We start from the raw sequence: 23430 nt of genomic DNA, 5'->3' as shown, positions 1-23430 counted from the left end.
TATCGGAATTTGGTGGCCCCTCCCAGATTTGAACTGGGGACCGAACGATTATGAGTCGTGCGCTCTAACCACTGAGCTAAGGGGCCGTAGGGCATAGATTATAGGGGAAGCGTTCAATGGTGTCTAGACACTATAAGGGGCAATTCCGCTTACATCTTAGCCACTTAAATCACACAGATAAAAAAAAGGTGAGCCAACGCTCACCTTTTCTTATTTATGCTTAAAAGCTAACCACACTTGAGTGTGCGATTACTCGTCTAGGAAGCTACGCAGAGTTTCTGAGCGGCTTGGGTGACGAAGTTTACGCAGTGCTTTTGCTTCGATCTGACGGATACGTTCACGAGTTACGTCGAACTGTTTACCAACCTCTTCAAGAGTGTGGTCAGTGTTCATGTCGATACCGAAACGCATACGCAGTACTTTAGCTTCACGAGGTGTTAGGCCTGCAAGAACGTCTTTAGTTGCACCGCGTAGGCTGGTTGCCGTTGCAGAGTCTAGAGGTAGTTCTAGCGTTGTATCCTCGATGAAATCACCTAGGTGCGAATCTTCGTCGTCACCGATTGGTGTCTCCATTGAGATTGGCTCTTTAGCGATTTTCAGTACTTTACGGATCTTGTCTTCAGGCATTTGCATGCGTTCAGCCAGTTCTTCCGGAAGTGGTTCACGACCCATCTCTTGTAGCATTTGACGAGAGATACGGTTTAGTTTGTTGATCGTTTCGATCATGTGAACCGGAATACGGATAGTACGAGCTTGGTCGGCAATCGAACGAGTGATTGCTTGACGGATCCACCAAGTAGCGTAAGTAGAGAACTTGTAACCACGACGGTATTCAAACTTATCTACCGCTTTCATCAGACCGATGTTACCTTCTTGGATTAGATCCAGGAATTGTAGACCACGGTTTGTGTACTTCTTAGCAATCGAGATTACTAGACGTAAGTTCGCTTCAACCATCTCTTTCTTCGCACGACGAGCTTTCGCTTCACCGATAGACATGCGACGGCTGATATCTTTGATGCTTTGAACAGTAAGAGACGTTTCACGTTCGATCATATCCAGTTTTTGGATAGAGCGACGGATGTCGTGCTCGTTACGTTTAATCTTTTCTGCGTATGGCTTGTCTGAAGCAAGAACTTCATCCAACCATGCTTCGCTAGATTCGTTACCAGTAAATAGAGCAATGAAAGATTTCTTCGGCATTTTGCCGTACTCAACCGTTTGACGCATGATTAGGCGTTCTTGAGTACGTACACGATCCATAGAGTTACGCAGTTCGTTTACTAGGTAATCAAACTGTTTTGGTGTTAGACGGAACTCTTTGAATACGTCTTGCATCATTGTCGTTGCAAGCATAGCTTTCGGGCTTTCATGGCCGTACTCGTTGATCGCTAGTTGACGATTCTGGTAGCTAGTACGAAGTGCTGTGAATTTCTCAAGAGCAAGCTCAGGATCAATACCTGTATCTTCTTCTTCCTCTTCCTCGTCGTCTTCAGCGTCTTCTTTGTCTTCGTCTTCCAGATCAGTTTCAGCAAGTTCTGAACCGATGTGAGTCGCCGTTGGCGCAGCTGTACCATCGTCGTCTGGGTCAACAAAGCCATTGATTAGGTCTGTTAAGCGAATCTCTTCTGCTTGTACGCGGTCAAACTGTTCCAAGATGTATGGAATAGTGCCTGGGTACTCAGCAACAGAAAGTTGAACCGTATTGATACCATCTTCAATACGCTTCGCAATGTCGATTTCGCCTTCACGAGTCAGTAGTTCAACCGTACCCATTTCACGCATGTACATACGAACTGGGTCAGTAGTACGGCCAATCTCGCTTTCTACGCTTGAAAGCGCGGCAGCTGCAGCTTCGGCTGCATCTTCATCTATATTGGCATCGTCATCATTAAGTGCTAGATCATCAGCATCAGGTGCAGTTTCAACTACCTTGATACCCATGTCGTTAATCATTTGAATGATGTCTTCTACCTGTTCAGAATCCACGATTTCTGCAGGTAGGTGGTCGTTTACTTCGGCGTAGGTCAGATAGCCTTGTTCCTTGCCTTTAATAACAAGTAATTTAAGCTGTGACTGCGGATTTTGATCCATAGATGATATCCAACTTCAGGTCTGGTGAAGGACGTTGCATTCTCAAATGCAAACCAATTATGTTAACAAATTTATTAAATGCTGACTAATCAAACAGGGTTACGCTTTTAGATCTAGCATTAAAGCTAGTAGCTCCCTTTTTTCTTCGGCTGATAAACCGACGCTTCTTGCTTTGGCCTGCAGGTTTTCAATTTGTTTTTCAACGCACTGGGCAAGTATATTGTCCAATGAGTCTAAAAATATGTCTTCTTGATTGTCTTCGTCGAGGGGGATTTCCCAGCTCGCGAGACGAGACAGAAGAGCCTCATGTTTATTGTGTCGCCAATGCTCTAATAATTGGCCTGTGTTGATATGGGGATGCGCATGGCATTTATCAAGTACTTCGACGAATAAACTTAGTCCAGGCAGCTGTAAGCCTTTGACACTTGATAAATCCGGTACCATATCAGCATAGCTCGGATTTTGGATAAGCAAAGCGATAACTTCACGCATTGGAGTGCGTTTCAGCTCTTTATGCGGTTGAGGTGTCGGGTTCTGTGTATGAACACGCGCTCGCCTCAATTGGTTATCAAATCCAGTGCGCTCATCGAGCAATTTTTCGAGCAACTCTTGGAAGTAACTGTCAGGGATTTTGTTAATCAATGCGCTAGCGTGTGCGCGCAGTGCCGATTTCCCTTCGGTTGTTCCCAAGTTTAACTTGTGTATTTCAATCAGGTTATCGAACAAATAGGTCGAAAGCGGTGTCGCATTTTGAACAAGCTGTTCGAAAGCGGCTTTGCCGTGTTCTCTTATATAGCTGTCTGGGTCTTCACCGTCGGGCAAGAATAGAAACTTGAGTGTGTTACCGGTTTTCAGGTACTCAAGGGCATTTTCTAGTGCGCGCCACGCGGCTTCTTTACCTGCTCGGTCACCATCGTAACAACAAACCACTGTGCTGGTTTGGCGGAACAGCATTTGAACGTGGTCACCGGTTGTCGATGTGCCCAGTGATGCTACTGAGTAATCAACACCATATTGCGCTAATGCCACGACATCCATGTAACCTTCAACCACAAGTATTTGCGGCGGTTCACGGTAGGCTTGCAGCACTTCATAAAGGCCGTAAAGCTCTTTACCTTTATGGAAGATAGGCGTTTCTGGTGAGTTGAGATATTTTGGAGTACCGTCTTCTAATACACGACCACCAAAACCAATCACACGGCCACGACGATCGCGAATCGGGAACATTACGCGTCCACGGAATCGGTCGTATCGGTTACCTTTATCGTTCTCAATTAACATGCCGCCAGTTACGAGCATGTCTTGGGCTTCTTTCTGTTGGCCAAAGTTCTTACGAACTAAGTCCCACTCATCGGCCACATAACCAATGCCAAACTTCTGGACGATCTCGCCCGAAAGGCCACGATTCTTTAGGTAATCAATCGCAGGTTTGTTGGCTGATATTTTCAGTTGAGAGCGGTAAAAATTACTGATGCCGCCCATCAAATCGTAGAGGTTACGTTTTTGTTCGCTGTTGGCTCTTGGTGCTGTTGATATCTCGCCGCTACGTTGCTCTCTAGGAACATCGAGGCCTAAGAAAGAGGCAAGCTCTTCAATCGCTTCAACAAAATCGAGACGTTCGAACTCCATAATGAAGTCGATAGCATTACCGTGTACGCCACAACCAAAGCAGTGATAAAACTGTTTTTCTTGGCTTACGCTAAAAGAAGGGGTCTTTTCGTTGTGGAATGGGCAACAAGCACCATAGTTTTTGCCTTTTTTCTTAAGTTTCACGCGTGCGTCCACTATGTCGACAATGTCGAGACGCGCTAGGAGATCATCAATGAAACTACGCGGGATGTGTCCTGCCATAAAACCTTAGAAAAATGCACTAACTGAGAGTGTGGATAATAATAGTTTGAATAGGTTACAGATACAAACAAGCCGTGCGTTCCGAAGGATTGCACGGCTTGTTGCAATTTGATTTGGGATTAAGCGAGTTTAGAACGAACTAAACCACTAACTTTACCCATATCTGCACGCCCTTGAATTTGTGGTTTCAAGATAGCCATTACTTTACCCATGTCTTGCATGCCCGCTGGTTGAGCTTCGGCGATTGCGCTATCAAGTAGTGCAATAACTTCTTCATCAGTTAGCGGTTGAGGCATAAAGCCTTCAAGTACCGTAATTTCTGCTTTTTCCACGTCAGCAAGATCTTGACGATTTGCTGATTCATATTGAGCAACAGAATCGCGACGTTGCTTAACCATTTTAACTAATACAGCAAGAATGTCGTCGTCGTTCAGAGTGATCCGTTCGTCAACTTCACGTTGCTTAATTGCTGAAAGAGCTAAGCGGATAGTGCCAAGGCGCGGTTTGTCCTTGGCTTTCATCGCTAATTTTTGCTCTTCTTTGAGTTGTTCAATAAGAGCCATAACTCAGTCCTTATGGATTAAGTTATTAGTACAGGCGAACGCGACGTGCGTTTTCGCGAGCTAGCTTCTTAGCGTGACGCTTTTGAGCTGCTGCTTTAGCGCGTTTGCGAACTGTAGTTGGCTTTTCGTAGTGCTCGCGACGGCGAACTTCAGAAAGGATACCTGCTTTTTCACAAGAGCGCTTGAAACGACGTAGTGCAACGTCGAACGGTTCGTTTTCACGTACTTTAACTATTGGCATATGCCTTTCACCTCAGGGGTTATTCATTATCGCTGGCTACTCAGTACCAAATCAGAGAAGTTACCCATCGAGCTAACTCTCTATTCGCGTTTGGCCATTAACCAGCTTGATCAAAAATGGTGCGGAATTTTAATCCGATCACAGTGGCTTTGTAAAGCACTTTGTCGATTATAGTCTGTACAATATTTGTTTGAAGAGCTTAGGCAGGGTAATATTGCGCTAATTTCCCATTTTAGACGAAAGCGTGCCGAGAAAATTATGCGCATTATTGGTATTGAAACCTCTTGTGATGAAACAGGAATCGCGATTTATGATGATGAGCAAGGGCTGCTTTCTCATCAATTATATAGCCAAGTAAAGCTGCACGCCGATTACGGTGGTGTGGTACCTGAGCTAGCTTCACGTGACCACGTGAAAAAAACAATTCCTCTTATTAAAGCGGCATTAGCTGAAGCGAACCTAACGTCGAAAGACATTGATGGTGTGGCTTACACGGCTGGCCCTGGTTTAGTAGGGGCACTGCTGGTTGGTGCAACGATTGGTCGCAGTATTGCTTATGCGTGGGGAGTGCCTGCAGTGCCTGTTCACCATATGGAAGGTCACCTTCTGGCGCCAATGCTAGAAGATAACCCACCACCATTCCCATTTGTGGCTCTGCTGGTTTCTGGCGGCCATACCATGATGGTAGAAGTGAAAGGTATTGGTGAATATCGAATCCTTGGTGAATCGATTGATGATGCAGCGGGTGAAGCGTTTGATAAGACCGCGAAACTGATGGGCTTAGATTACCCTGGTGGTCCACTGTTATCCCGTTTGGCGGAAAAAGGCACTCCGGGTCGTTTTAAGTTCCCGCGTCCAATGACCGATCGTCCGGGTCTAGATATGAGCTTTTCTGGTTTGAAGACGTTCGCAGCGAATACCATTCGCGATAACGATAATGATGACCAAACTCGCGCTGATATCGCTTATGCATTCCAAGAAGCTGTTTGTGCAACCTTAGTAATCAAGTGTAAGCGAGCCTTGGTTGAAACGGGCATGAAACGTATAGTGATTGCTGGCGGTGTAAGTGCCAACAAACAACTGCGTGTTGAGCTTGAAGCTCTTGCTAAGAAAGTCGGTGGTGAGGTGTACTACCCGCGCACAGAATTCTGTACAGATAATGGTGCGATGATCGCTTATGCGGGTATGCAGCGCTTGAAGAATGGCGAAACGGCTGATTTGTCTGTTCATGCCACACCGCGTTGGCCTATTGACCAGCTAGAGCCAATTGCGTAATTGAATATAGTGTTTCGATAAACGGTCGCCTTGTGCGGCCGTTTTTATATCTTAGCTTACCGACTGTATGTCGATAAATAATTGCTGATAGAGATTAGGGAAGAAGATGAACAAGTTCACAGTAGACAATCAATTGATGGCGTACCTAGATGAAGGTCAAGGCCCTGTTGTTGTATTAGGCCACAGCTACCTTTGGGATAGTGCAATGTGGAAGCCACAGATTGAGGCGTTGAAAACTCAGTACCGTTGTATTGTGCCTGAGCTTTGGTCTCATGGTGAATCTCAAGCTGCACCAGCTTCGATGCGTAACTTGAAAGATTACGCTCAGCACGTTTTGGCTCTGCTTGATCATTTAGAGATCGATGAATTCTCAGTGGTAGGTTTATCGGTTGGCGGTATGTGGGGAACGGAGCTTGCGGAGTTAGCACCTGCTCGAGTCAAGTCATTGGTATTAATGGATACCTTTGTGGGTTTAGAGCCAGAAGTTGCACACGCTAAATACTTCCACATGTTAGACACCATCACTCAAACTAAGATGGTTCCTCAACCGATTGTTGAAGCTGTGGTTCCACTGTTCTTCGCAAACGATGCTCAAACCCACACGCCAGCTTTAGTGGAAGGTTTTACTCAGCAGTTATCTGAACTTAAGGGTGATAAAGCGGAAGAAGTGGCGCGCATCGGTCGAATGGTCTTTGGACGTCGTGATATGATCGAATCAGTAGAGAACTTCGCGCTACCTGTGTTGATTGCGGTAGGACAAGAAGACAAACCACGTCCGGTACTTGAGTCATACCTAATGCACGATTGCATTACGGGCAGTGAATTAGTGGTAATTCCTAGCGCAGGTCATATTAGCTCGTTAGAGCAACCAGAGTTTGTGAACACAATGCTGAAGACGTTTTTAGATAAACATCTGCTGTAAGCTTTAAATACTGAATACTATGGTTCGGCTTAGACGTGACAGTTTAAGCCGATTTTTTTTGTCCGAGTTTTGGTTCGCTGCCATCGAGTAGGCGGCGGATATTCTGGTGGTGACGTAACACGATCAAACAGCACAGCATGGCTACTGGCAATGTGTATTGAGGTTTGACTAACCAAGCGTAGAAAGGGGCAAGTAGCACAGTAACCAGTGCCGCTAAAGAAGAGTAACGAAACAAAAACGCCACAACTAACCAAGTCGCCATGATCATACCGGTTAGATCGAATCCTATTGGGGCGATAGCTCCGAGTGCGGTTGCGACGCCTTTACCACCTTTAAAGTGGAAGAAGATCGGATACATATGGCCAAGACACGCCGCAATCGCCACAACGCCTAAAATGATTGGGTCGATCTTGAGGTAGTAGCCAAGCCAGACGGGGATGGTGCCTTTCAGCATGTCACACAGGAGGACTGCTGCAGCTGCGCCTTTACCGCCAACGCGCAGTACATTAGTGGCACCAGGGTTATTGGAGCCCACCGTTCTTGGATCAGGAAGCCTTAAGACTCGGCATATCAAGACCGCACTAGAGATTGAACCTAGCAAATAGGCTGCAATGATCATGATTAGTGCCAATGGGGTCATGTCTTTCCTTAAACGGTTATAAGCCTAACGATGGGAAAATAATGCTCAATCCAAGAGTAATTGATATCATATCTCGAATTACGCAAATAATACGTTTTTTTCCCCAATATGGGTATCCGACCTCTAAAAGGACAAGTCATGGCACTGGATAAAGTTTTCATTGAACAGCTAGAAGTAATTACAACGATCGGTGTTTACGATTGGGAACAAGAGATTAAACAAAAACTTGTGCTTGATATTGAAATGGCTCATGACAACCGCCCTGCAGGTAAGAGTGATGATGTGGTTGATGCTTTGGATTACTCGACTGTGAGTACTGCCGTGCTTGACCACATTGCGAATGGCCGATTCCTGCTAGTGGAGCGTGTGGCTGAAGAAGTCGCTGAATTGATCATGACTCAATTCTCTGTGCCTTGGATCAAAATCCGCTTGGCTAAACCGGGCGCAGTACCACAAGCAAAAGCTGTTGGCGTGATCATCGAACGAGGCCGAGCATGACAGTAGCCTATGTTGGTGTTGGCACGAACATAGACCGCGACAAGCATGCAAGGGTGGCATGGACAGAGCTTCAATCGTTAGGGACTAACCTTAAATGCTCTAAAATCTATCACTGTGAGCCCGTGGGTTTTAATAGCCATCCGTTTTATAACTTTGTGATAGAGCTCGACACGTCACTCTCATTGACTGAATTTTCACAGCAGCTGCGTAAAATTGAGTTTAAATGGGGTCGCTCTCAAGATGCGCACAAACTTCAAGATCGAAAACTCGATCTTGATATTGTGCTGTTTGGAGAGGTGGTTTCTGAGCGCGAACCAGAATTACCACGCAGTGATATCTACAAATATCCTTTTGTAACACAACCGCTTTATGATCTTTGTCCTGCGAGAGTGATCCCGCAAGACGGAAGAACCGTCAGTGAAATATGGCAGAAGATGCAGCAATTAGACTCGCTCTCTGTCGTAGATATAAAACTATAATTTTTAAGGTAAGTAATGAGTTATTTTGAAGCGTTTATGTTGGCGTTGGTGCAAGGCTTTACTGAGTTTTTACCTATTTCCAGTTCTGCACATTTAATCCTTCCTTCTGCTGTTTTAGGTTGGGAAGATCAAGGCTTGGCTTTTGATGTTGCTGTCCATGTCGGTACTTTAGCCGCCGTCGTTATCTATTTCCGTAAAGAAGTGGTCTCTCTGTTGAGCGCATTCTTTGGTTCAGTGTTTAAAGGCGATCGCAGCAAGGAAGCGAAGTTAGCGTGGATGATCATTCTCGCGACGATTCCAGCGTGTATCTTTGGTTTGTTGATGAAAGATATTGTTGAGCTTTACTTACGCAGTGCGTGGGTGATCGCAACCACAACGATTATCTTCGGTCTGTTGTTATGGTGGGTGGATAAGAATTCAAGCTTGCGTGATGACGAATACCAAGCGGGTTGGAAAAAGGCGCTGTTTATAGGCCTTGCTCAAGCAATGGCGATCATTCCGGGCACGTCTCGTTCTGGTGCAACCATTACCGCGGCGCTGTATCTTGGTTTCACACGCGAAGCAGCAGCTCGATTCTCTTTCTTGATGTCTATCCCAATCATCACTCTGGCTGGTGGTTACTTGGGTCTGAAGTTAGTGACCAGTGGTGACCCAATTCATGCTGGCACTTTGCTAACGGGAATCGTGGTTTCTTTCATTAGTGCTTATATCTGTATCCACTTCTTCTTGAAGCTGATCTCTCGTATGGGTATGACACCGTTTGTTATCTACCGCCTGATTCTAGGTTTTGGTCTATTTGCTTTCTTGATGATGCAGTAGCGTTCGACTTACGAAGACAAATACTTCGTCCTACAGATTGAAACGGAAAAACCCGCTTAGTCGCGGGTTTTTTAATGCGTGCTTACTAACGGAATGAAGACTAATCATCAGTGAGTTCTGATAACGCGTTTTCGATGGCCGCTGCTCTGCGCTTCTCTTGTTCTTCTCGAATATCTTTACCTTTAAAACCATCGGCAATGATTGCTTTGACTTCAATTTGAAGTGCCGCTTTATAGGCTGCTTCAAAACGAGCCTTTTGAGGGTAAGGCTGATCTTGTAACCCTTTACGGCCAGCGTGGTCAGCTTGGCAGCAAAGCAAGATGTCGTTAAGTCGATCTGGTTTGCGCCAAACATCGAACTTGTTGAGAACTTTAAGGAAGGTGGTTGGCTTTAACTCACCTGCACGATGGATATTAGAATGCTGCTCGCACACTAACAGCGCAAGATCTCTGAACTCATTAGGTACTCTGACTCGTTCACATAGCTTTTTGATGATCTTAACACCGGTGTGGCAGTGCATTTTGTGGCTTGGCCACTCACTTTCAGGTGTAACGCCTTTACCTAAGTCATGCACTTGAGAGGCAAAGCGTACTGGTAACGATGGGCTTAATAGCGCAGCTTGTTGAGCAACCATCAGTGTGTGAATCCCGGTGTCGATTTCAGGGTGCCATTTTTCAGGTTGAGGGACACCAAATAGAGCGTCAATCTCTGGCAAAACAACCGCTAATGCACCACACTCTTTCAACACTGAAAGGAACACTTCTGGATGTGGCGTACTAAGTGATTTGTGCCACTCTTGCCAAACTCGTTCGGCTGTAAGGTGTGCCAGTTCTCCTGATTCAACGATTGTCGCCATCATGGTCATGGTTTCAGGTGCAATCGTAAAGTTTAGGTGGTGAAGCTTGGCAGCGAAACGGGCAACACGCAGCACACGAAGCGGATCTTCAACAAAGGCATCGGATACGTGTCTAAGAATACGATCGGAGAGATCTTGTTGGCCATGGTAAGGATCGTGAAGGTTGCCTGCATCATCTTGTGCGATGGCGTTAATGGTTAGATCTCGGCGCATCAGATCTTCTTCCAAACCCACGTCTGGAGCGAAGTAACATTCGAAGCCTGTGTAACCAGAGCCTGATTTTCTCTCGGTGCGAGCCAGTGCGTGCTCTTCCTTGGTTTTTGGATGCAGGAATACCGGGAAGTCTTTACCCACCGCAGTGAAGCCAAGGCTTTCCATCTGTTGAGGCGTACTGCCGACCACGACCCAATCTTTATCATAGCTATCAATATTGAGTAGCTTATCGCGCACTGCCCCACCGACTAGATAGCGCTGTAGCCCATTCTCTTCTGGTAGGCTATCGTATATTTGCAACTTATCACCTCGAAATGTTTTATCACTGCTGGACTTTACGGCAAGCAATGGTACTTTCCATTAATCGTAATTATAGGGCAGCACATGTATAAGGAATATTTTGGCTTCGTTGAGATGCCATTTTCGATTGTACCAAATTCTCGCTATTTGTTTTTGAGTCAACGCCATCAAGAAGCGATGCAGAACCTACAAGCCGGTTTAGGCGAAGGTGGGGGCTTTGCAATGCTCACTGGTGAGGTGGGTACAGGGAAAACAACGGTTGCTAAGGCGATGTTGTCTTCTTTGGATCGTCATACTCAGGCTGGCCTTATACTTAACCCTACGTTTTCCAATACGGATTTACTTGAAGCTATCTGCGATGAGTTTGAGGTCGAGTATCCAGAACAAGCATCCTTGAAGCAGCTGAGTCAGGCGATTTACTACTTCTTATTGGATAGCCATGCAGAGGGCATTCAAACCTTATTGGTGATAGACGAAGCTCAACACCTTGCTGCCGATGTGTTGGAGCAGCTTCGCCTTTTAACTAATTTGGAAACCGACAGTCGTAAGCTATTAAAAGTATTGTTGGTTGGTCAACCTGAATTACAACAGCATTTGCAGACTACACAACTGCGTCAATTGGCGCAGCGTATTACAGGGCGTTATCATTTATTGCCTCTCAATATTGAAGAGACCGGTAAGTACATCGCGTTTCGTCTGGAGACGGCAGGTGGCGAGCAGATGTTGTTCTCGAATCGCTCCGTTAAGCTGATCGCCCAATATACTCATGGTATTCCAAGGCTCATTAACTTGGTGTGCGACAAGGCCCTACAGTTAGCTTTTCATGATGGAGAGCAAACACCGAGCAATGAAACGGTCAATAAAGCCTGCCAGCAGGTGATGGCGTTTCAAGCCGAGGTTTACCATGTCGATAAACCTCGCGCAGCGAGCGCGATACCAAAGCTCGTTCAGTACGCTGGTGCAGCTACCTTGAGTGTCGCACTTGCGATGGCAACTTTTAACTTTGCCCCAACGTACATAGATTCATGGTTAACAACCGAGCCTTCAAATGAAGCCCAAACAGTAAGCTCAGCCAAGATGCAGCGGTCGTTAGTGGTGGATATGCCTAAGGCTGTTGCTGAGCCAGAAACAGACAAGTTCGCGCTGCCACCACATATTCAACAACACTTGATGCAAGGGACTAACCGCTCGCTGGCTATCAAGGATTTATACACCCTTTGGGGATACCAGTCTTCATTGCGAGACGGTTTATGTCTAAGCGAGCCGCAAAGTGTTTTCGTATGTGAACAGCAACAATCTAGCTTGGATGATTTACTTGAGTTAGGCGTTCCTGTGGTGTTGAACTTAGACATAGAACAAGAATCTGTGTTTGCGGTGCTTTATGGCGTATCACAAGATTCTGTCGAACTACTGGTTAACGAAAAACTCTTAGTCATGCCGAAGCAATCTCTAGAGCAGATCTGGCAGGGTGATTATGTCGCGATTTGGAAACAGCCGCTGCGAGAGACGCTGAAAGAGGGTTACCAAGGTGAAGCTGTGGCTTTGCTTGATTTGTTGCTTTCTGAGGTGTTGGGAGAGGTTGTGTCTGGTAGTGATGTATTTGATTACGAATTAAAAATGAAGGTTGAAGCGTTTCAAACTTGGCAAAGTATGTCGGTCGACGGCATCGCAGGTCAACGAACATTAGCAAGGTTGCAAAGATTAGCTCAGCTTGATTCTCCGAAGTTGATGTCATTAAGTGGAGGGGCAAGCTAATGTCACGCATTATGCACGAGCTGAATCAGTCTTCGGTTACACAATCATCTATCAATAAACCTAGCTTTAAAGGCTACCAAAATCATCATGTGCCGAACTCGGCAAAGGGCATCAGTAACAAACGTGGTTCGTCGTTAGCCATGGGGTTACTTCTTTTGCTTGTGCCTTCTTTGTTGGTAGGCGGTACCTTGGTTTATCAATCATACAATCAACATCAAACTGCGCCTCAGCTATTATCCGCGACGCTTCCTAATACACAAACACAGCCAGTTATTGAATCTCAAATTTCTGATGTGGATACTGCAGACTTGAATGCTGTGGAAGAGGTTAAAGATGACCCCTTGTTTGTGGTTCGTCCTGCGCCAGTTAGCCAAACTTTGAAAGCTCTGCCACGTCAAGAGATGTATGCACAGGTTGACTCTGAAAGTACAAATGTCGCAGGCGGATCTATTGTGCCTTTGGCTAGCTCAGAGAGCAGTGCTCGAACGTCAGAGGAATCAGAACTGTCACTGGCTCAGCCTGAGGTTCAGCCTGGTGTAAGCAATGAAAACACTGCTCTGCAATCGGATAGTGATCTGCTGCAAGGGCTAGATCTCAGTGAGTTACCACCTGATTTAGCATTGAAGCTTGAATCTATCATGGGTGAGCAACAAAGCGCTCCTGAGCCGATGGACTCTAGACCTGCAGGGCAAAGAGGTTCTCAGGTCATTGAATTGGAAACGCACACTAATAGCTTATCAGGAGTGCTACCTAAGTTAGACCTACAAACTCATATGTACTCGAGTAGCGAAACCAAGCGTTGGGTAAAAGTGAACGGCCAAGAAGTGGCTCAAGGAGATTGGATTGGACAAGACATTCAATTACTTGAGATTAAGCCACAATCGGTAATCATAGAGTTCAATCAGCAGAAGATAGAAATCCCAGCTCTGTACGAATGGAAAGGCTAGCGAGTTCTATAAGTATTTAGATAACAGACAAATAAAAAGGAGCACCTAGGTGCTCCTTTTTGATATTCGATACTGAATTTACTGTACCTGATACAAGCGTTAAGTCTACGCCCAACCGTTTGGTGACTTTCTGCGACGAGGCATGATGTGTGGCAGAACAAGGCCAAGAAGTAGACCAATACCCGCAACACCACCACCGTACATGAAGTACTTTAATAGTAGGTCGTCTTTTTGAGTGTCTAGCTTAGCGCGTAGTTCACGGTTCTCTGTTTGAGAGCTCGTCAGCTGCTGGCTAATTTCACTGTAGTTCTGTTCTAGTTCAGCAATCTGCTTGTTACGAGAATCTAGAGAGCTTGCTAGGCCAGCTTTTTCGCTGTCAGCACTCTGACGAGCGTTCGCTAGCTTGCCTTTAACTTCTGTCAGCTCTTTCTCTAGCTTAGGCATGCGCAGTGCCATGCTTTCTTTTGTGCTTACAAACTTGCTTTCAACCCAACCTTTACGGCCACGGTTGTCTTGAATTTGGGTGTAACCTGTACTCTTGTTAGTTTGTAGGTATGTAATCTTTTCACCAGCATCAACACTACCTATGATACGGAAGGTGTTGTTTGGGCCAGAATGCATATAAGTAAATAGTTTGTCAGCAATATAACGGTCTTGTGCAAAGGCAGCTGGAGCCGCAAGCATTGCGAACAAAACTAAGCTAATCAGTTTTTTCACAGTAAATCCCTTAACGATTCAAATTGGGTAGGCGTATGAGTCAGCCTCAATCAGCAAATAATATTTAGTTTCTTTATGCGGTGCAACAAAGAAGGGAGGCAAAGCCTCCCTTTCTGTGCGTTTGAGTCAATAATGACATGGCATTTACATATCGTTACTGAAGCTCACACTATTCTGACGCTAGTATTCACTAACGCAGTCGCGATTACATAGTAAACGCAGCTTGAATTCCGTAGAAGAACACAACAGCAAGTAGAGCACCTGCAGGCAGTGTCACAATCCAAGAAGCCACGATATTACGTACAACGCCTAAGTTTAGTGCTGCGATACCACGAGCAAAACCAACACCTAATACTGCACCAACTAGTGTCTGTGTAGTAGAGATTGGAAGGCCAGTACCTGAAGCTAGTACAACCGTACATGCAGTTGCAAGTTGTGCAGCAAAGCCACGGCTTGGTGTTAATTCTGTAATACCAGTACCAACGGTTGCCATTACTTTATGACCCATTGTTGCAAGACCAACAACGATACCGAAACCACCTAGAGGAAGAATCCACCATGCGATAGTACTCTTACCTGTGATTTCACCCATGTGCTCAACGGTTGATACAACAGCAGACAGTGGACCAATCGCGTTCGCAACGTCGTTTGAACCGTGTGCAAATGCCATCGCACAAGCTGTGATAACCATTAGTACCGAGAAGATGCCTTCAACACCGGCAAAGCCGTGGTCTTCTTCGCGGTTAGCAAATTTCTTCTGGATGTATAGGTAACCGCCGATCATAACAAGCGCAGAAACGCCAGCAGCCCAAACCCATGCTTCAGTGTTGCTTAGGTGAAGACCAACGTGTTTAAGACCTTTCTTGATGGTTACAAGTGCAATCACCATCGTTGTGATGAACATGTATACCGGTACAAAGCGCTTCGCGTTGAATAGCGGGTTCTCTGTATCAAAAATCAGTCGTTGAGCACTTACAAATATCACGTAAGCGAAGAAGCCGGAAATAACGGGTGTGATAATCCAACTGCCCACAATACCTTGAACACTGTTCCAGTCTACAGCTTCAGTACCTACAGAAATACAAGCAAAACCGATGATTGCACCGATGATTGAGTGAGTCGTAGAAACCGGCCAGCCCATGTAAGAAGCTAGAAGTAGCCATGTACCAGCAGCAAGAAGTGCTGACATCATGCCGTACACAAGTACATCTGGTTGATGAGCGAATAGAGACGTTTCGATAACACCTTTACGGATCGTGTCTGTTACTTCGCCGCCCGCAAGGTAAGCACCTGCGAATTCAAAGATCATTGCGATAATGATCGCTTGTTTAACGGTTAGAGCTTTAGAGCCTACTGAGGTGCCCATTGCGTTCGCAACGTCATTTGCACCAATACCAATAGCCATCAAGAAACCGAAAGCTGCTGCAACAATAATCAGGACAGTGCCGTAGTTAGCAAGGATATCCATCGTAATACCTAGTTGTTTGATAACAAGCGGAACAAATTTAGACGCAAAAAACCGCTCAGCGAGAGAAATACTCAGCGCATAAGTGGTTTGTTCAAAAAATGCTCTTCGTTATATGGTTAACGTATGATTTAAGATCGAGAAAGCATTACTTCAAGACGAGCGCCTACACGCTGTGCTTGATCTGCAATACCACCAACCCATTCAAGAATTTTGTATAAGAACATGATATCAACTGGATTCAGATCGCCTTCAATCGCCATTAGTTGTTGGCGTAGTTCGATCTGCATCGCATCCGTGTCATCTTCAATTACATCTAATTGATGAATCATTTCGGCAACGAGTGTTACTTCACGGCCTTTAAAGCCAGTCTCAAGTAATTCGTCTAATTCATTGATTACGTTTTGTGCTTGGTTCGCTGCATCTAGACAACGTTTAACGTAAGCGATGAAGTTTTCTTGCATAGGAGCAGGAATGACAAGTTGACGACCATATACACGGCCAGCAATGTCTTTCGCTAGGTTTGCGAGTTTGTCTTGTTGCGTTAATAGCTCCAACATATCGGTGCGATCAACTGGCATAAACAAACCACGAGGAAGTTTAAGGCGAATTTCACGTTTTAGTACGTCAGCTTCTTTCTCAAGGTGAGAAATTTGAGCTCGAATTTCTGATGCTTTTTCCCAGTCACCTTTTGAAGAAACTTCAAAGAAATTAACTAGGTGAGAACAACATTCGTTCACGCATACTACGTGACGCTGCAAAGGTTTAATTGGGGACTTTGCAAATAACCCCATAATTGTATTTACTGGCATGGTCATCCAACCTAATAAATAATAACCTTAAAACAACATACACCATATTCATGGTGAAATGTTAAGCGATGGCTACAAAGTCGCGCATGTTAACCTAATCAATCTCTCATTAAAACTGTTTTAGATCATCATAAGGGCGATATTTCTGACTTGCCGACTTTTCAAATTGGCAATATCCTGTCCCTATCTTCACAGAAAGGTATAACTATGGAAACCGAGATAGAACTGAAGTTTTTTGTTTCTCCTGAATTTTCAGAGACTTTACGCAATAAAATTGCTGAAACTAAAGTACTTCAGCACAGTTGTCGTGAGCTAGGTAACATCTACTTTGACACCGCTGACAACTGGCTACGTAAGCACGATACCGGCTTACGCATTCGACGCTTTGATGACGTATTTGTACAAACCGTAAAGACAGCGGGTCGTGTGGTTGCTGGCCTGCATCAAAGGCCTGAATACAATGCAGAACATGACAGCAACGAACCTAAGCTAGCCCTGCACCCAGAGGATATCTGGCCGGCAGGTAAAGACATCGAAACGTTGCAAGCTGAGCTGACTCCTCTGTTCTCTACCAACTTCACGCGCGAGCAGTGGTTGATTGGTATGCCTGATGGCAGTCAAGTCGAGGTCGCATTCGACCAGGGCTTCGTTGAGTCAGGTGACCTGCAAGAACCGATTTGCGAAGTCGAATTAGAACTTAAATCTGGTCAAACGGATGCGCTATTTACATTGTCTCGCCAATTCTGCGAACAAGGTGGCATGCGTTTGGGCAATCTAAGCAAAGCTGCTAAGGGTTACCGCCTTGCTCAAGGTTATCAAGGAGATGAAGTTACTCCTTTGACTTTAGTTGATACTGATAAAAGTGATACCGTTGAATCGTGTTTCATTCAATCTTTAGAGCACGCTCTCGCTCATTGGCACTATCATGAGCAGATCTTCACCGAGCGCCAATCTATTGAAGCGTTACATGAGATCAGTCACTCACTCAGTTTTATTCGTCAAACCTTTACTATCTACGGTGGCATTGTCCCAAGACGTGCGAGTGCTATTTTACGTCAAGAGTTGAAGTGGCTTGAGCAAGAGCTCGACTGGCTGAAAAGCTATGACCATTTCGAAGACTTGCTGGAAGATAAAGGCCATGTACTACGTAAACTCGATGCACGTAAGTTCTTAGTGGCTGAGCTTAAAGAGATGCAAGAGCAACTGCCAGATCGTGAAGAGCTGCTTACCTTGTTGAGCTCTGCTCGTTACACTGGTTTATTGTTAGATCTGAGCCGCTGGATCTTGTCTCGTGGCTGGCAACCTTTCTTAGATGAGAAAGCGCGTGAACAAATGGGTCGTGGTATCGAATGGTTTTCCGTGCAGCAACTCGATCGCACATGGGCGGACTTGATGGAAGCTTTCCCGCCAGAGCGAGTGATGACCAGCCAAGCGTATATTGAACAGCAATACCGTTTGATGCGTAATCTGTATTCTGGTGTTGGCTTCGCGAGTTTATATGATGACGCTGAACGAAACAGCTTCCGCTTGCCATGGGCCGATATGGTGCAAGGTATTGATGACTTGCTGGCACTTAAAACATTAGAGCCTTTGACTGAGAAGTTGGAAGGCGACGAGAAGGTTCAGCTAGAGCGTTGGTTGGCTCGTCAAGAAGTATCTATTCTGCATGCGATGGAACAGACACGCCAAATCAGTGTTGAGGTTGAGCCATACTGGCAAGACTAAACTCAACACCTGTATCAATATAAGTATGAATTTGAAAATAGGGCTCCGGCCCTATTTTTTTGTTTGTTGCTCAAGCTTTTCGAGTCGCTCTAAGATCTTCTGTTGTTGCTCAATGATCTTCTCAAGGTGCTTCTCTTTGTTTTCCGCTCGCTGATTCTCATGGTGAGTCGGGGAGGTGATCAAAGAAGTAATCAAGCCTGAAATCATACCAAACACACCCACACCGCAAATGATCACCAGAGATGCGACTAATTTCCCTGAGCTCGTGACGGGATAATGATCGCCATATCCCACGGTACTGATGGTCACAAACGCCCACCATAAAGCATCTTGTCCAGTGGTGATGTTGGCATTGGGGTCTTTGTGTTCTAACAGCAGTATTGTTCCTGCTCCTATGGTCAGGAGAATGACCAGCAGCAATATAATCGAGGCGAGGGTGGTTTCTTTACGATTGCGGAATAGCTCTCTGAGAACGCGTTTACCCGAACGAAGAACAAGAATGACACGCAGGATCTGAAAAATGCGAGCGAAACGAAGTGGTTCGATCATTGGGATGCTTGCTAAGAAATCGATCCAGTGTACTTTTAGATATTCTTTTTTGTTTTGTGATCTGAATAGATCAATTGTGAGCTGAAAAAGAAAAACACTACAGATTATAAAATCGAGGCCGATAAGGACTTGTTTCGATTCTTTGTCGATCGGTACGAACAATAAGCCTGAGATCACAAATAACGCTAAGAAAGAGAGAATCAGTGACAATAAGCTCATCGGCTTGGTGGCGTCTTTGGTATTATTCAACATTCATACGAGGCTCAAAATAAATCGCGAACTTTGACTGACATAGCCACCTCGCGGATATAGAAGCCATCAATATATAAGAATTAATGGAGAACTGACAATGACTAAACTGTCATTCAAGCCGTGGGAAAGGATAATCTCTGACGTTCGTCTCGTTCCAAAAATGGTCATGTTGATGATATTCAGTACAATCCTGATCATTTCGAAGCAGCTATGGGACGCAAGTACGTTTTACGATTCATTGCTTGCTGTAACCAACAATGCGCAAGTCGCACAACAGCATTACGAGACTTACTTAGTTCAAGTGGCTTGGCAAACAGCCTTGATGATTATTGTGTTTGTGGTTCTTCTATTAGCAGCGGCGCGCGTTATGCTGCGCCAGACTCAATACCTTAATGACGCCATTAAAACCATGGCCGACAAGAACTTATCAGTGCCGATTCAAATGGATTGTAAAGATGAATATGGCGATGTGGCACGCGAACTTGAAAAAACTCGCGTTCAACTGAACGACATGATCAAAACTCAGGTGGCCTCTTCTGATGAACTGTTTGCTCTGACGGAAGTGATGACCATCAGCATGTCTGAAACCAAAGAATCAGCTCAAGAAGAGTTCAATGAGATTGATCAGCTGGCAACAGCAATGAGTGAGATGACCTCTACGGTACAAACTGTTGCTGAGCATGCGCAAAGCGCTTCTTCATTGACGGAACAGGCATCAGGCCAAGCTCTTACTGGTCAGAAGTTCGTTCAAGGGTCTGTTTCTAAGATGAGTGAGTTATCTTCAGATATCGCAGCATCTGCAGCAGCGGTAAACCAAGTTGAAGAGCGCGTTGACTCAATTGGCAGTGTGGTTGGTACTATCCAAGGCATTTCAGAACAAACAAACCTATTAGCATTGAACGCTGCGATTGAAGCGGCGCGTGCAGGTGAAGCAGGTCGTGGTTTTGCGGTTGTTGCCGATGAGGTTCGTAACCTTGCACAGCGTACTCAGCAAGCGACTGTCGAGATTCAAGACATGATCAGTCACCTACAAAGCAGTGCTAATTCTGCGGTAGAGCTGATGGAGAAGAGTGTTGTTGAAGCGGCTGAAGGTGTGGACCTTGTGACCAATGCAGGCTCTGAGCTTGATGGTATCGTAAGCCAAGTAAACCAAATTAATGATATGAACTTCCAGATCGCGACCGCTGCAGGTCAACAGAGCAGCGTTGCAGAAGAGATGAGTGTCAACCTGACCAATGTTCGTGAGCTTGTCGAAGCTTCAGTTGTGGTTGTTGGTGAGCTGTTGGAGACCTCTCAGCTTATGGAAAGCAACGCACAAGAACTCGACGGTAAGATTAAGCAATTTAAGGTTTAGTCATGTTCTCTAAATCCATATTGCTAGAGCCTGTTTTCTAGAGAGAAAGGCCTAACTCGCTAAGTTAACCGATAAAACGCCCACATTGCTAATGTGGGCGTTTTTTATTGGCGTAACTTTGGTATAACTTATCTTTAGTTTTATGAAGACTCGAACCGATAACCCGAACGTTCGTCGCGCAGCTTATACAAGGAAGAAACATGCCATTGCCTTCTCAACTCGTCACTCACTCACAGTCTGCTTTTGAGCAATTATTAGAGCATCAAAGTGAAGCCATCAATACTTGGTCTGAGCAACAGACTGAGGAGCTTAAACGTGTACTCGGTTTAAGCTGTTTTATTGGTGATTGCCTGCAGCGTGATACGGTTTTATGTGGTGATTTACCTGATATGTTGGCATGTGCAGAGCGTGCTGAAGGGTACCGAGAGCGACTGGCTGGATTACTTTCTGGTTGTGCTGATGAAATGAGTGGTCAGCGCGTGCTGCGTCAATTTCGCAATCGAGAAATGACCTATATTGCGTGGCGTGATTTTATGGGCTCATGGGAGTTAGAACAGAGCTTAAGTCACCTATCGATGTTAGCTGAGGCGATGATCTTCGAGACCTATCAATGGCAGTACGATATTTGTTGTAAAGAGTGGGGCACACCATGCAATGAACAGGGTGAAGCGCAGCCGATGCTGATCATTGGCATGGGTAAGCTAGGTGGCGGTGAGCTCAACTTCTCTTCTGATATCGACCTGATTTTCACCTATCCTGAAAATGGCGAAACCCAGGGTGCAAGACGAAGTATCGCCAACGCGCAGTTCTTCACCCGTCTTGGGCAACGTATTATCAAGGCGCTCGATCAGCAAACCTTCGATGGATTCTGTTATCGAGTCGACATGCGTTTACGTCCATTTGGTGAGAGTGGTCCACTTGTGATGAGCTATGCGGCACTGGAAGATTACTACCAAGAGCAAGGTCGCGATTGGGAACGCTACGCGATGGTTAAAGCGCGAGTGATGGGCAGCGAAATGTACCCTGAATACCAAGAGCTCCGCCAGATGCTGCGCCCATTTGTATTCCGTCGTTATATCGATTTCAGTGCGATTCAATCTTTGCGTCGTATGAAGTCGATGATAAGCAGCGAAGTACGTCGTCGTGGATTATCAAACAACATCAAGCTGGGGTCTGGTGGGATTCGCGAAGTGGAATTCATTGCACAAGTATTCCAATTGATTCGTGGTGGCCGTGAACCGAGCCTTCGTGGTCGAGGGTTACTGGAAACCTTAAGCGCGATTGAATCACTTCATCTGTTAGAGGCAGAAGAGGTAGGGCACTTACGTGAGGCTTATCTGTTTTTGCGTCGCCTTGAGAACCTGTTGCAAGCAATGGCCGACAAGCAAACTCAAACCTTACCTGACGGTGAATTCGAACAGTTGCAACTCGCTGTCGCAATGCAATTCACTGATTGGGATAGTTTGATTGAGGCAACTCGTGCTCATATGGCCAATGTACATACCGTGTTCGAAGATCTGATTGGGGTTGATGAAGATGACGCCAACCCGATCGCGAGTCACTTTAGTGAACTGTGGGATATGGCCCATAAGCCAGATGTGATTGAAAATGTTCTGGAGCATGATATTGCGATTGCTAACCCACCGGAAGCCGCGAAAACGATTATTCAATTTAAAGCCGATTTGGCTAAGAAGACCCTTGGCCCACGCGGCCGTGAAGTCCTCAATCGATTGATGCCGAAAGTGTTTCAAGCACTGTACACTGCTAAGGATGCCGAGTTTGGTTTGTCTCGAGTACTGCATCTACTGCATAAAATCGTTACCCGTACCACTTACCTTGAACTACTAGATGAGCACCCTGCCGCGTTGACTCAGCTTGTACGCCTATGTACCGCTAGCCCGATGATCTCCGAGCAATTGGGTCGTTACCCAATTCTGTTAGATGAACTTATCGACCCTCAGCAACTCTACAACCCAGTGCCTTTGGAGTCGTATAAAACAGAGCTGCGTGATTACCTAGCCCGTATCCCTGAAGATGATATGGAGCAACAGATGGAAGGCCTGCGCCAGTTTAAGCAGACCTGTATCCTGAGAATTGCAGCCGCGGATATAGCGGGCGCTCTACCTGTCATGAAGGTCAGTGATCACTTGACCTACTTAGCCGAAGCGATTGTTGAGGCGGGGGTCAATCAAGCTTGGTTACAAGTATCGGCCAAGTTTGGTGAGCCTACTCATGTTAAAGATCGCGAAGGTCGCGGTTTTGCGGTTGTTGGTTACGGTAAGGTCGGTGGTTGGGAGCTTGGCTACAACTCAGACTTAGACATTGTGTTTATGCACGACTGCCCGGTACACATCTATACTGATGGTAAGAAAGAGATCGATGGACGCCAATTTTATCTGAGGTTGGCACAGCGTATTATTCATATTTTCTCGACCAGAACCGCTTCTGGCATTCTGTACGAAGTCGACACTCGTCTACGCCCTTCTGGTGCATCTGGTTTGTTGGTTAGTCCAACTGATGCCTTTGATGAGTATCAGCACAATGATGCGTGGACGTGGGAGCATCAAGCTTTGACTCGCGCTCGCATGATTTATGGCGATGACTTATTGGCTGCGGCATTTAACAAAACGCGTCATGAGGTTCTGTGCTTGGCGCGTGATGAGGCGACACTCAAAAAGTCAGTTGTAGATATGCGTGAAAAGATGCGCGGCCATTTAGGCGGCAAAAAAACCGATCGATTCATGCTCAAACAAGATGCGGGTGGTATTACCGATATCGAATTTTTGGCGCAATATTTAGTCCTTCGGTACAGCAATGAGAAGCCAAAGCTTACTCGTTGGTGTGATAATGTACGAATCTTTGAAAGCCTGCTGTCACAAGGGATTATGGACGAGCAACAAGGCATGGCATTAACCCATGCTTATACAACGTTAAGAGATGAAATCCACCACCGCAATCTACTCAATCTTGATGCGGATGTGGCAATTAATAAGTTTGAAATGGAAAGAGAACACGTGGTTCGAGCATGGAAGCAGTGGATGGAAGCGTAGCTTGTCTTTTGCTTAGCTATCACAGTGCCTATCGAGGTAGGCTTTACTCATTT

20 protein-coding genes and 1 tRNA gene are annotated in these 23430 nt (G+C 45.6%); 10 read left to right on the top strand and 11 right to left on the bottom strand.

Translation table 11 applies throughout. The features are described 5' to 3' along the window. Nucleotides 1-10 precede the first annotated feature (10 nt). From ACED45_RS03710 to rpsU, 5 genes are all read right to left on the bottom strand, one after another. Nucleotides 11-86 (bottom strand) — tRNA-Ile (locus tag ACED45_RS03710). Nucleotides 87-249: 163 nt separating this feature from the next. Beyond that, the gene (gene rpoD / locus ACED45_RS03705) at nt 250-2094 is read right to left on the bottom strand and encodes an RNA polymerase sigma factor RpoD (protein WP_048614894.1); all 1845 of its coding nucleotides are present in this window, start codon (nt 2092-2094) and stop codon (nt 250-252) included. A 99-nt stretch (nt 2095-2193) separates the two neighbouring features. Beyond that, nucleotides 2194-3945 (bottom strand): DNA primase, encoded by a 1752-nt coding sequence (dnaG, locus tag ACED45_RS03700; RefSeq protein WP_017062923.1) that lies wholly within the window; start codon nt 3943-3945, stop codon nt 2194-2196. 119 nt (nt 3946-4064) lie between these two features. Further along, nucleotides 4065-4508 (bottom strand): GatB/YqeY domain-containing protein, encoded by a 444-nt coding sequence (locus tag ACED45_RS03695; protein WP_017069475.1) that lies wholly within the window; start codon nt 4506-4508, stop codon nt 4065-4067. Nucleotides 4509-4533: 25 nt separating this feature from the next. Further along, complete coding sequence (rpsU, locus tag ACED45_RS03690) at nt 4534-4749, bottom strand: 30S ribosomal protein S21 (RefSeq protein WP_004396009.1); 216 nt, start codon at nt 4747-4749, stop codon at nt 4534-4536. A gap of 258 nt (nt 4750-5007) precedes the next feature. Here rpsU and tsaD point away from each other — a divergent pair, with 258 nt between their 5' ends. Together tsaD and ACED45_RS03680 are read left to right on the top strand one after the other, a co-directional pair. Further along, nucleotides 5008-6024, top strand: coding sequence for a tRNA (adenosine(37)-N6)-threonylcarbamoyltransferase complex transferase subunit TsaD (gene tsaD, locus ACED45_RS03685; RefSeq protein WP_017061410.1), 1017 nt, complete (start codon nt 5008-5010; stop codon nt 6022-6024). 106 nt (nt 6025-6130) lie between these two features. Further along, nucleotides 6131-6946 carry an alpha/beta fold hydrolase gene (locus ACED45_RS03680; protein ID WP_102478469.1) on the top strand — a complete coding sequence of 272 codons (816 nt, stop codon included), beginning with the start codon at nt 6131-6133 and terminating at the stop codon, nt 6944-6946. Nucleotides 6947-6989: 43 nt separating this feature from the next. Here the strand turns inward: ACED45_RS03680 and plsY are convergent, their stop codons facing one another. Further along, complete coding sequence (plsY, locus tag ACED45_RS03675) at nt 6990-7586, bottom strand: glycerol-3-phosphate 1-O-acyltransferase PlsY (protein ID WP_009847793.1); 597 nt, start codon at nt 7584-7586, stop codon at nt 6990-6992. A 138-nt stretch (nt 7587-7724) separates the two neighbouring features. Between plsY and folB the strand changes: the two genes are divergently transcribed. The 3 genes from folB to ACED45_RS03660 are packed head-to-tail and all read left to right on the top strand — an operon-like array spanning nt 7725 to nt 9382. Continuing rightward, on the top strand, nt 7725-8084 hold the full coding sequence (folB, locus tag ACED45_RS03670) for a dihydroneopterin aldolase (protein ID WP_055319014.1): 360 nt from the start codon (nt 7725-7727) through the stop codon (nt 8082-8084). After that, nucleotides 8081-8563, top strand: coding sequence for a 2-amino-4-hydroxy-6-hydroxymethyldihydropteridine diphosphokinase (gene folK, locus ACED45_RS03665; protein WP_048662646.1), 483 nt, complete (start codon nt 8081-8083; stop codon nt 8561-8563). The genes folB and folK overlap by 4 nt, the downstream gene beginning before the upstream one ends. A gap of 15 nt (nt 8564-8578) precedes the next feature. After that, the gene (locus ACED45_RS03660; protein ID WP_048658005.1) at nt 8579-9382 is read left to right on the top strand and encodes an undecaprenyl-diphosphate phosphatase; all 804 of its coding nucleotides are present in this window, start codon (nt 8579-8581) and stop codon (nt 9380-9382) included. 100 nt (nt 9383-9482) lie between these two features. Here ACED45_RS03660 and ACED45_RS03655 read toward each other — a convergent pair whose 3' ends face one another. Next, complete coding sequence (locus tag ACED45_RS03655) at nt 9483-10799, bottom strand: multifunctional CCA addition/repair protein (protein WP_107898909.1); 1317 nt, start codon at nt 10797-10799, stop codon at nt 9483-9485. A 36-nt stretch (nt 10800-10835) separates the two neighbouring features. Here ACED45_RS03655 and ACED45_RS03650 point away from each other — a divergent pair, with 36 nt between their 5' ends. After that, on the top strand, nt 10836-12506 hold the full coding sequence (locus tag ACED45_RS03650) for an ExeA family protein (protein ID WP_181359710.1): 1671 nt from the start codon (nt 10836-10838) through the stop codon (nt 12504-12506). After that, nucleotides 12506-13453 (top strand): general secretion pathway protein GspB, encoded by a 948-nt coding sequence (locus tag ACED45_RS03645; protein ID WP_371713330.1) that lies wholly within the window; start codon nt 12506-12508, stop codon nt 13451-13453. The genes ACED45_RS03650 and ACED45_RS03645 overlap by 1 nt, the downstream gene beginning before the upstream one ends. 105 nt (nt 13454-13558) lie before the next feature. On the opposite strand, the gene ACED45_RS03640 is transcribed toward ACED45_RS03645, so the two are convergent. From ACED45_RS03640 to ACED45_RS03630, 3 genes are all read right to left on the bottom strand, one after another. Further along, nucleotides 13559-14170, bottom strand: coding sequence for a TIGR04211 family SH3 domain-containing protein (locus ACED45_RS03640; RefSeq protein ID WP_019826861.1), 612 nt, complete (start codon nt 14168-14170; stop codon nt 13559-13561). A gap of 205 nt (nt 14171-14375) precedes the next feature. Continuing rightward, nucleotides 14376-15638 carry an inorganic phosphate transporter gene (locus ACED45_RS03635; RefSeq protein ID WP_017061418.1) on the bottom strand — a complete coding sequence of 421 codons (1263 nt, stop codon included), beginning with the start codon at nt 15636-15638 and terminating at the stop codon, nt 14376-14378. 128 nt (nt 15639-15766) lie between these two features. Further along, entirely contained in the window at nt 15767-16447 is a 681-nt protein-coding gene (locus tag ACED45_RS03630) for a TIGR00153 family protein (RefSeq protein ID WP_010434644.1), read from the bottom strand. Between the two features lie 207 nt (nt 16448-16654). Between ACED45_RS03630 and ACED45_RS03625 the strand changes: the two genes are divergently transcribed. Further along, nucleotides 16655-18172, top strand: coding sequence for a CYTH and CHAD domain-containing protein (locus ACED45_RS03625; RefSeq protein WP_048609673.1), 1518 nt, complete (start codon nt 16655-16657; stop codon nt 18170-18172). A gap of 51 nt (nt 18173-18223) precedes the next feature. Here ACED45_RS03625 and ACED45_RS03620 read toward each other — a convergent pair whose 3' ends face one another. Next, on the bottom strand, nt 18224-18973 hold the full coding sequence (locus ACED45_RS03620) for a potassium channel family protein (protein ID WP_048662650.1): 750 nt from the start codon (nt 18971-18973) through the stop codon (nt 18224-18226). Nucleotides 18974-19070: 97 nt separating this feature from the next. Between ACED45_RS03620 and ACED45_RS03615 the strand changes: the two genes are divergently transcribed. Both ACED45_RS03615 and glnE read left to right on the top strand, forming a co-directional pair. Beyond that, nucleotides 19071-20327 carry a methyl-accepting chemotaxis protein gene (locus ACED45_RS03615; RefSeq protein ID WP_048658011.1) on the top strand — a complete coding sequence of 419 codons (1257 nt, stop codon included), beginning with the start codon at nt 19071-19073 and terminating at the stop codon, nt 20325-20327. A gap of 200 nt (nt 20328-20527) precedes the next feature. Continuing rightward, the gene (gene glnE / locus ACED45_RS03610; protein WP_371713329.1) at nt 20528-23377 is read left to right on the top strand and encodes a bifunctional [glutamate--ammonia ligase]-adenylyl-L-tyrosine phosphorylase/[glutamate--ammonia-ligase] adenylyltransferase; all 2850 of its coding nucleotides are present in this window, start codon (nt 20528-20530) and stop codon (nt 23375-23377) included. Nucleotides 23378-23430 lie beyond the last annotated feature (53 nt).

The organism is Vibrio crassostreae (assembly GCF_041439375.1).
In the GTDB taxonomy this organism is placed as follows: domain Bacteria; phylum Pseudomonadota; class Gammaproteobacteria; order Enterobacterales; family Vibrionaceae; genus Vibrio; species Vibrio crassostreae_D.
Note: the sequence above shows the minus strand (reverse complement) of the source record. Positions and strands in the feature narration are given on the sequence as shown.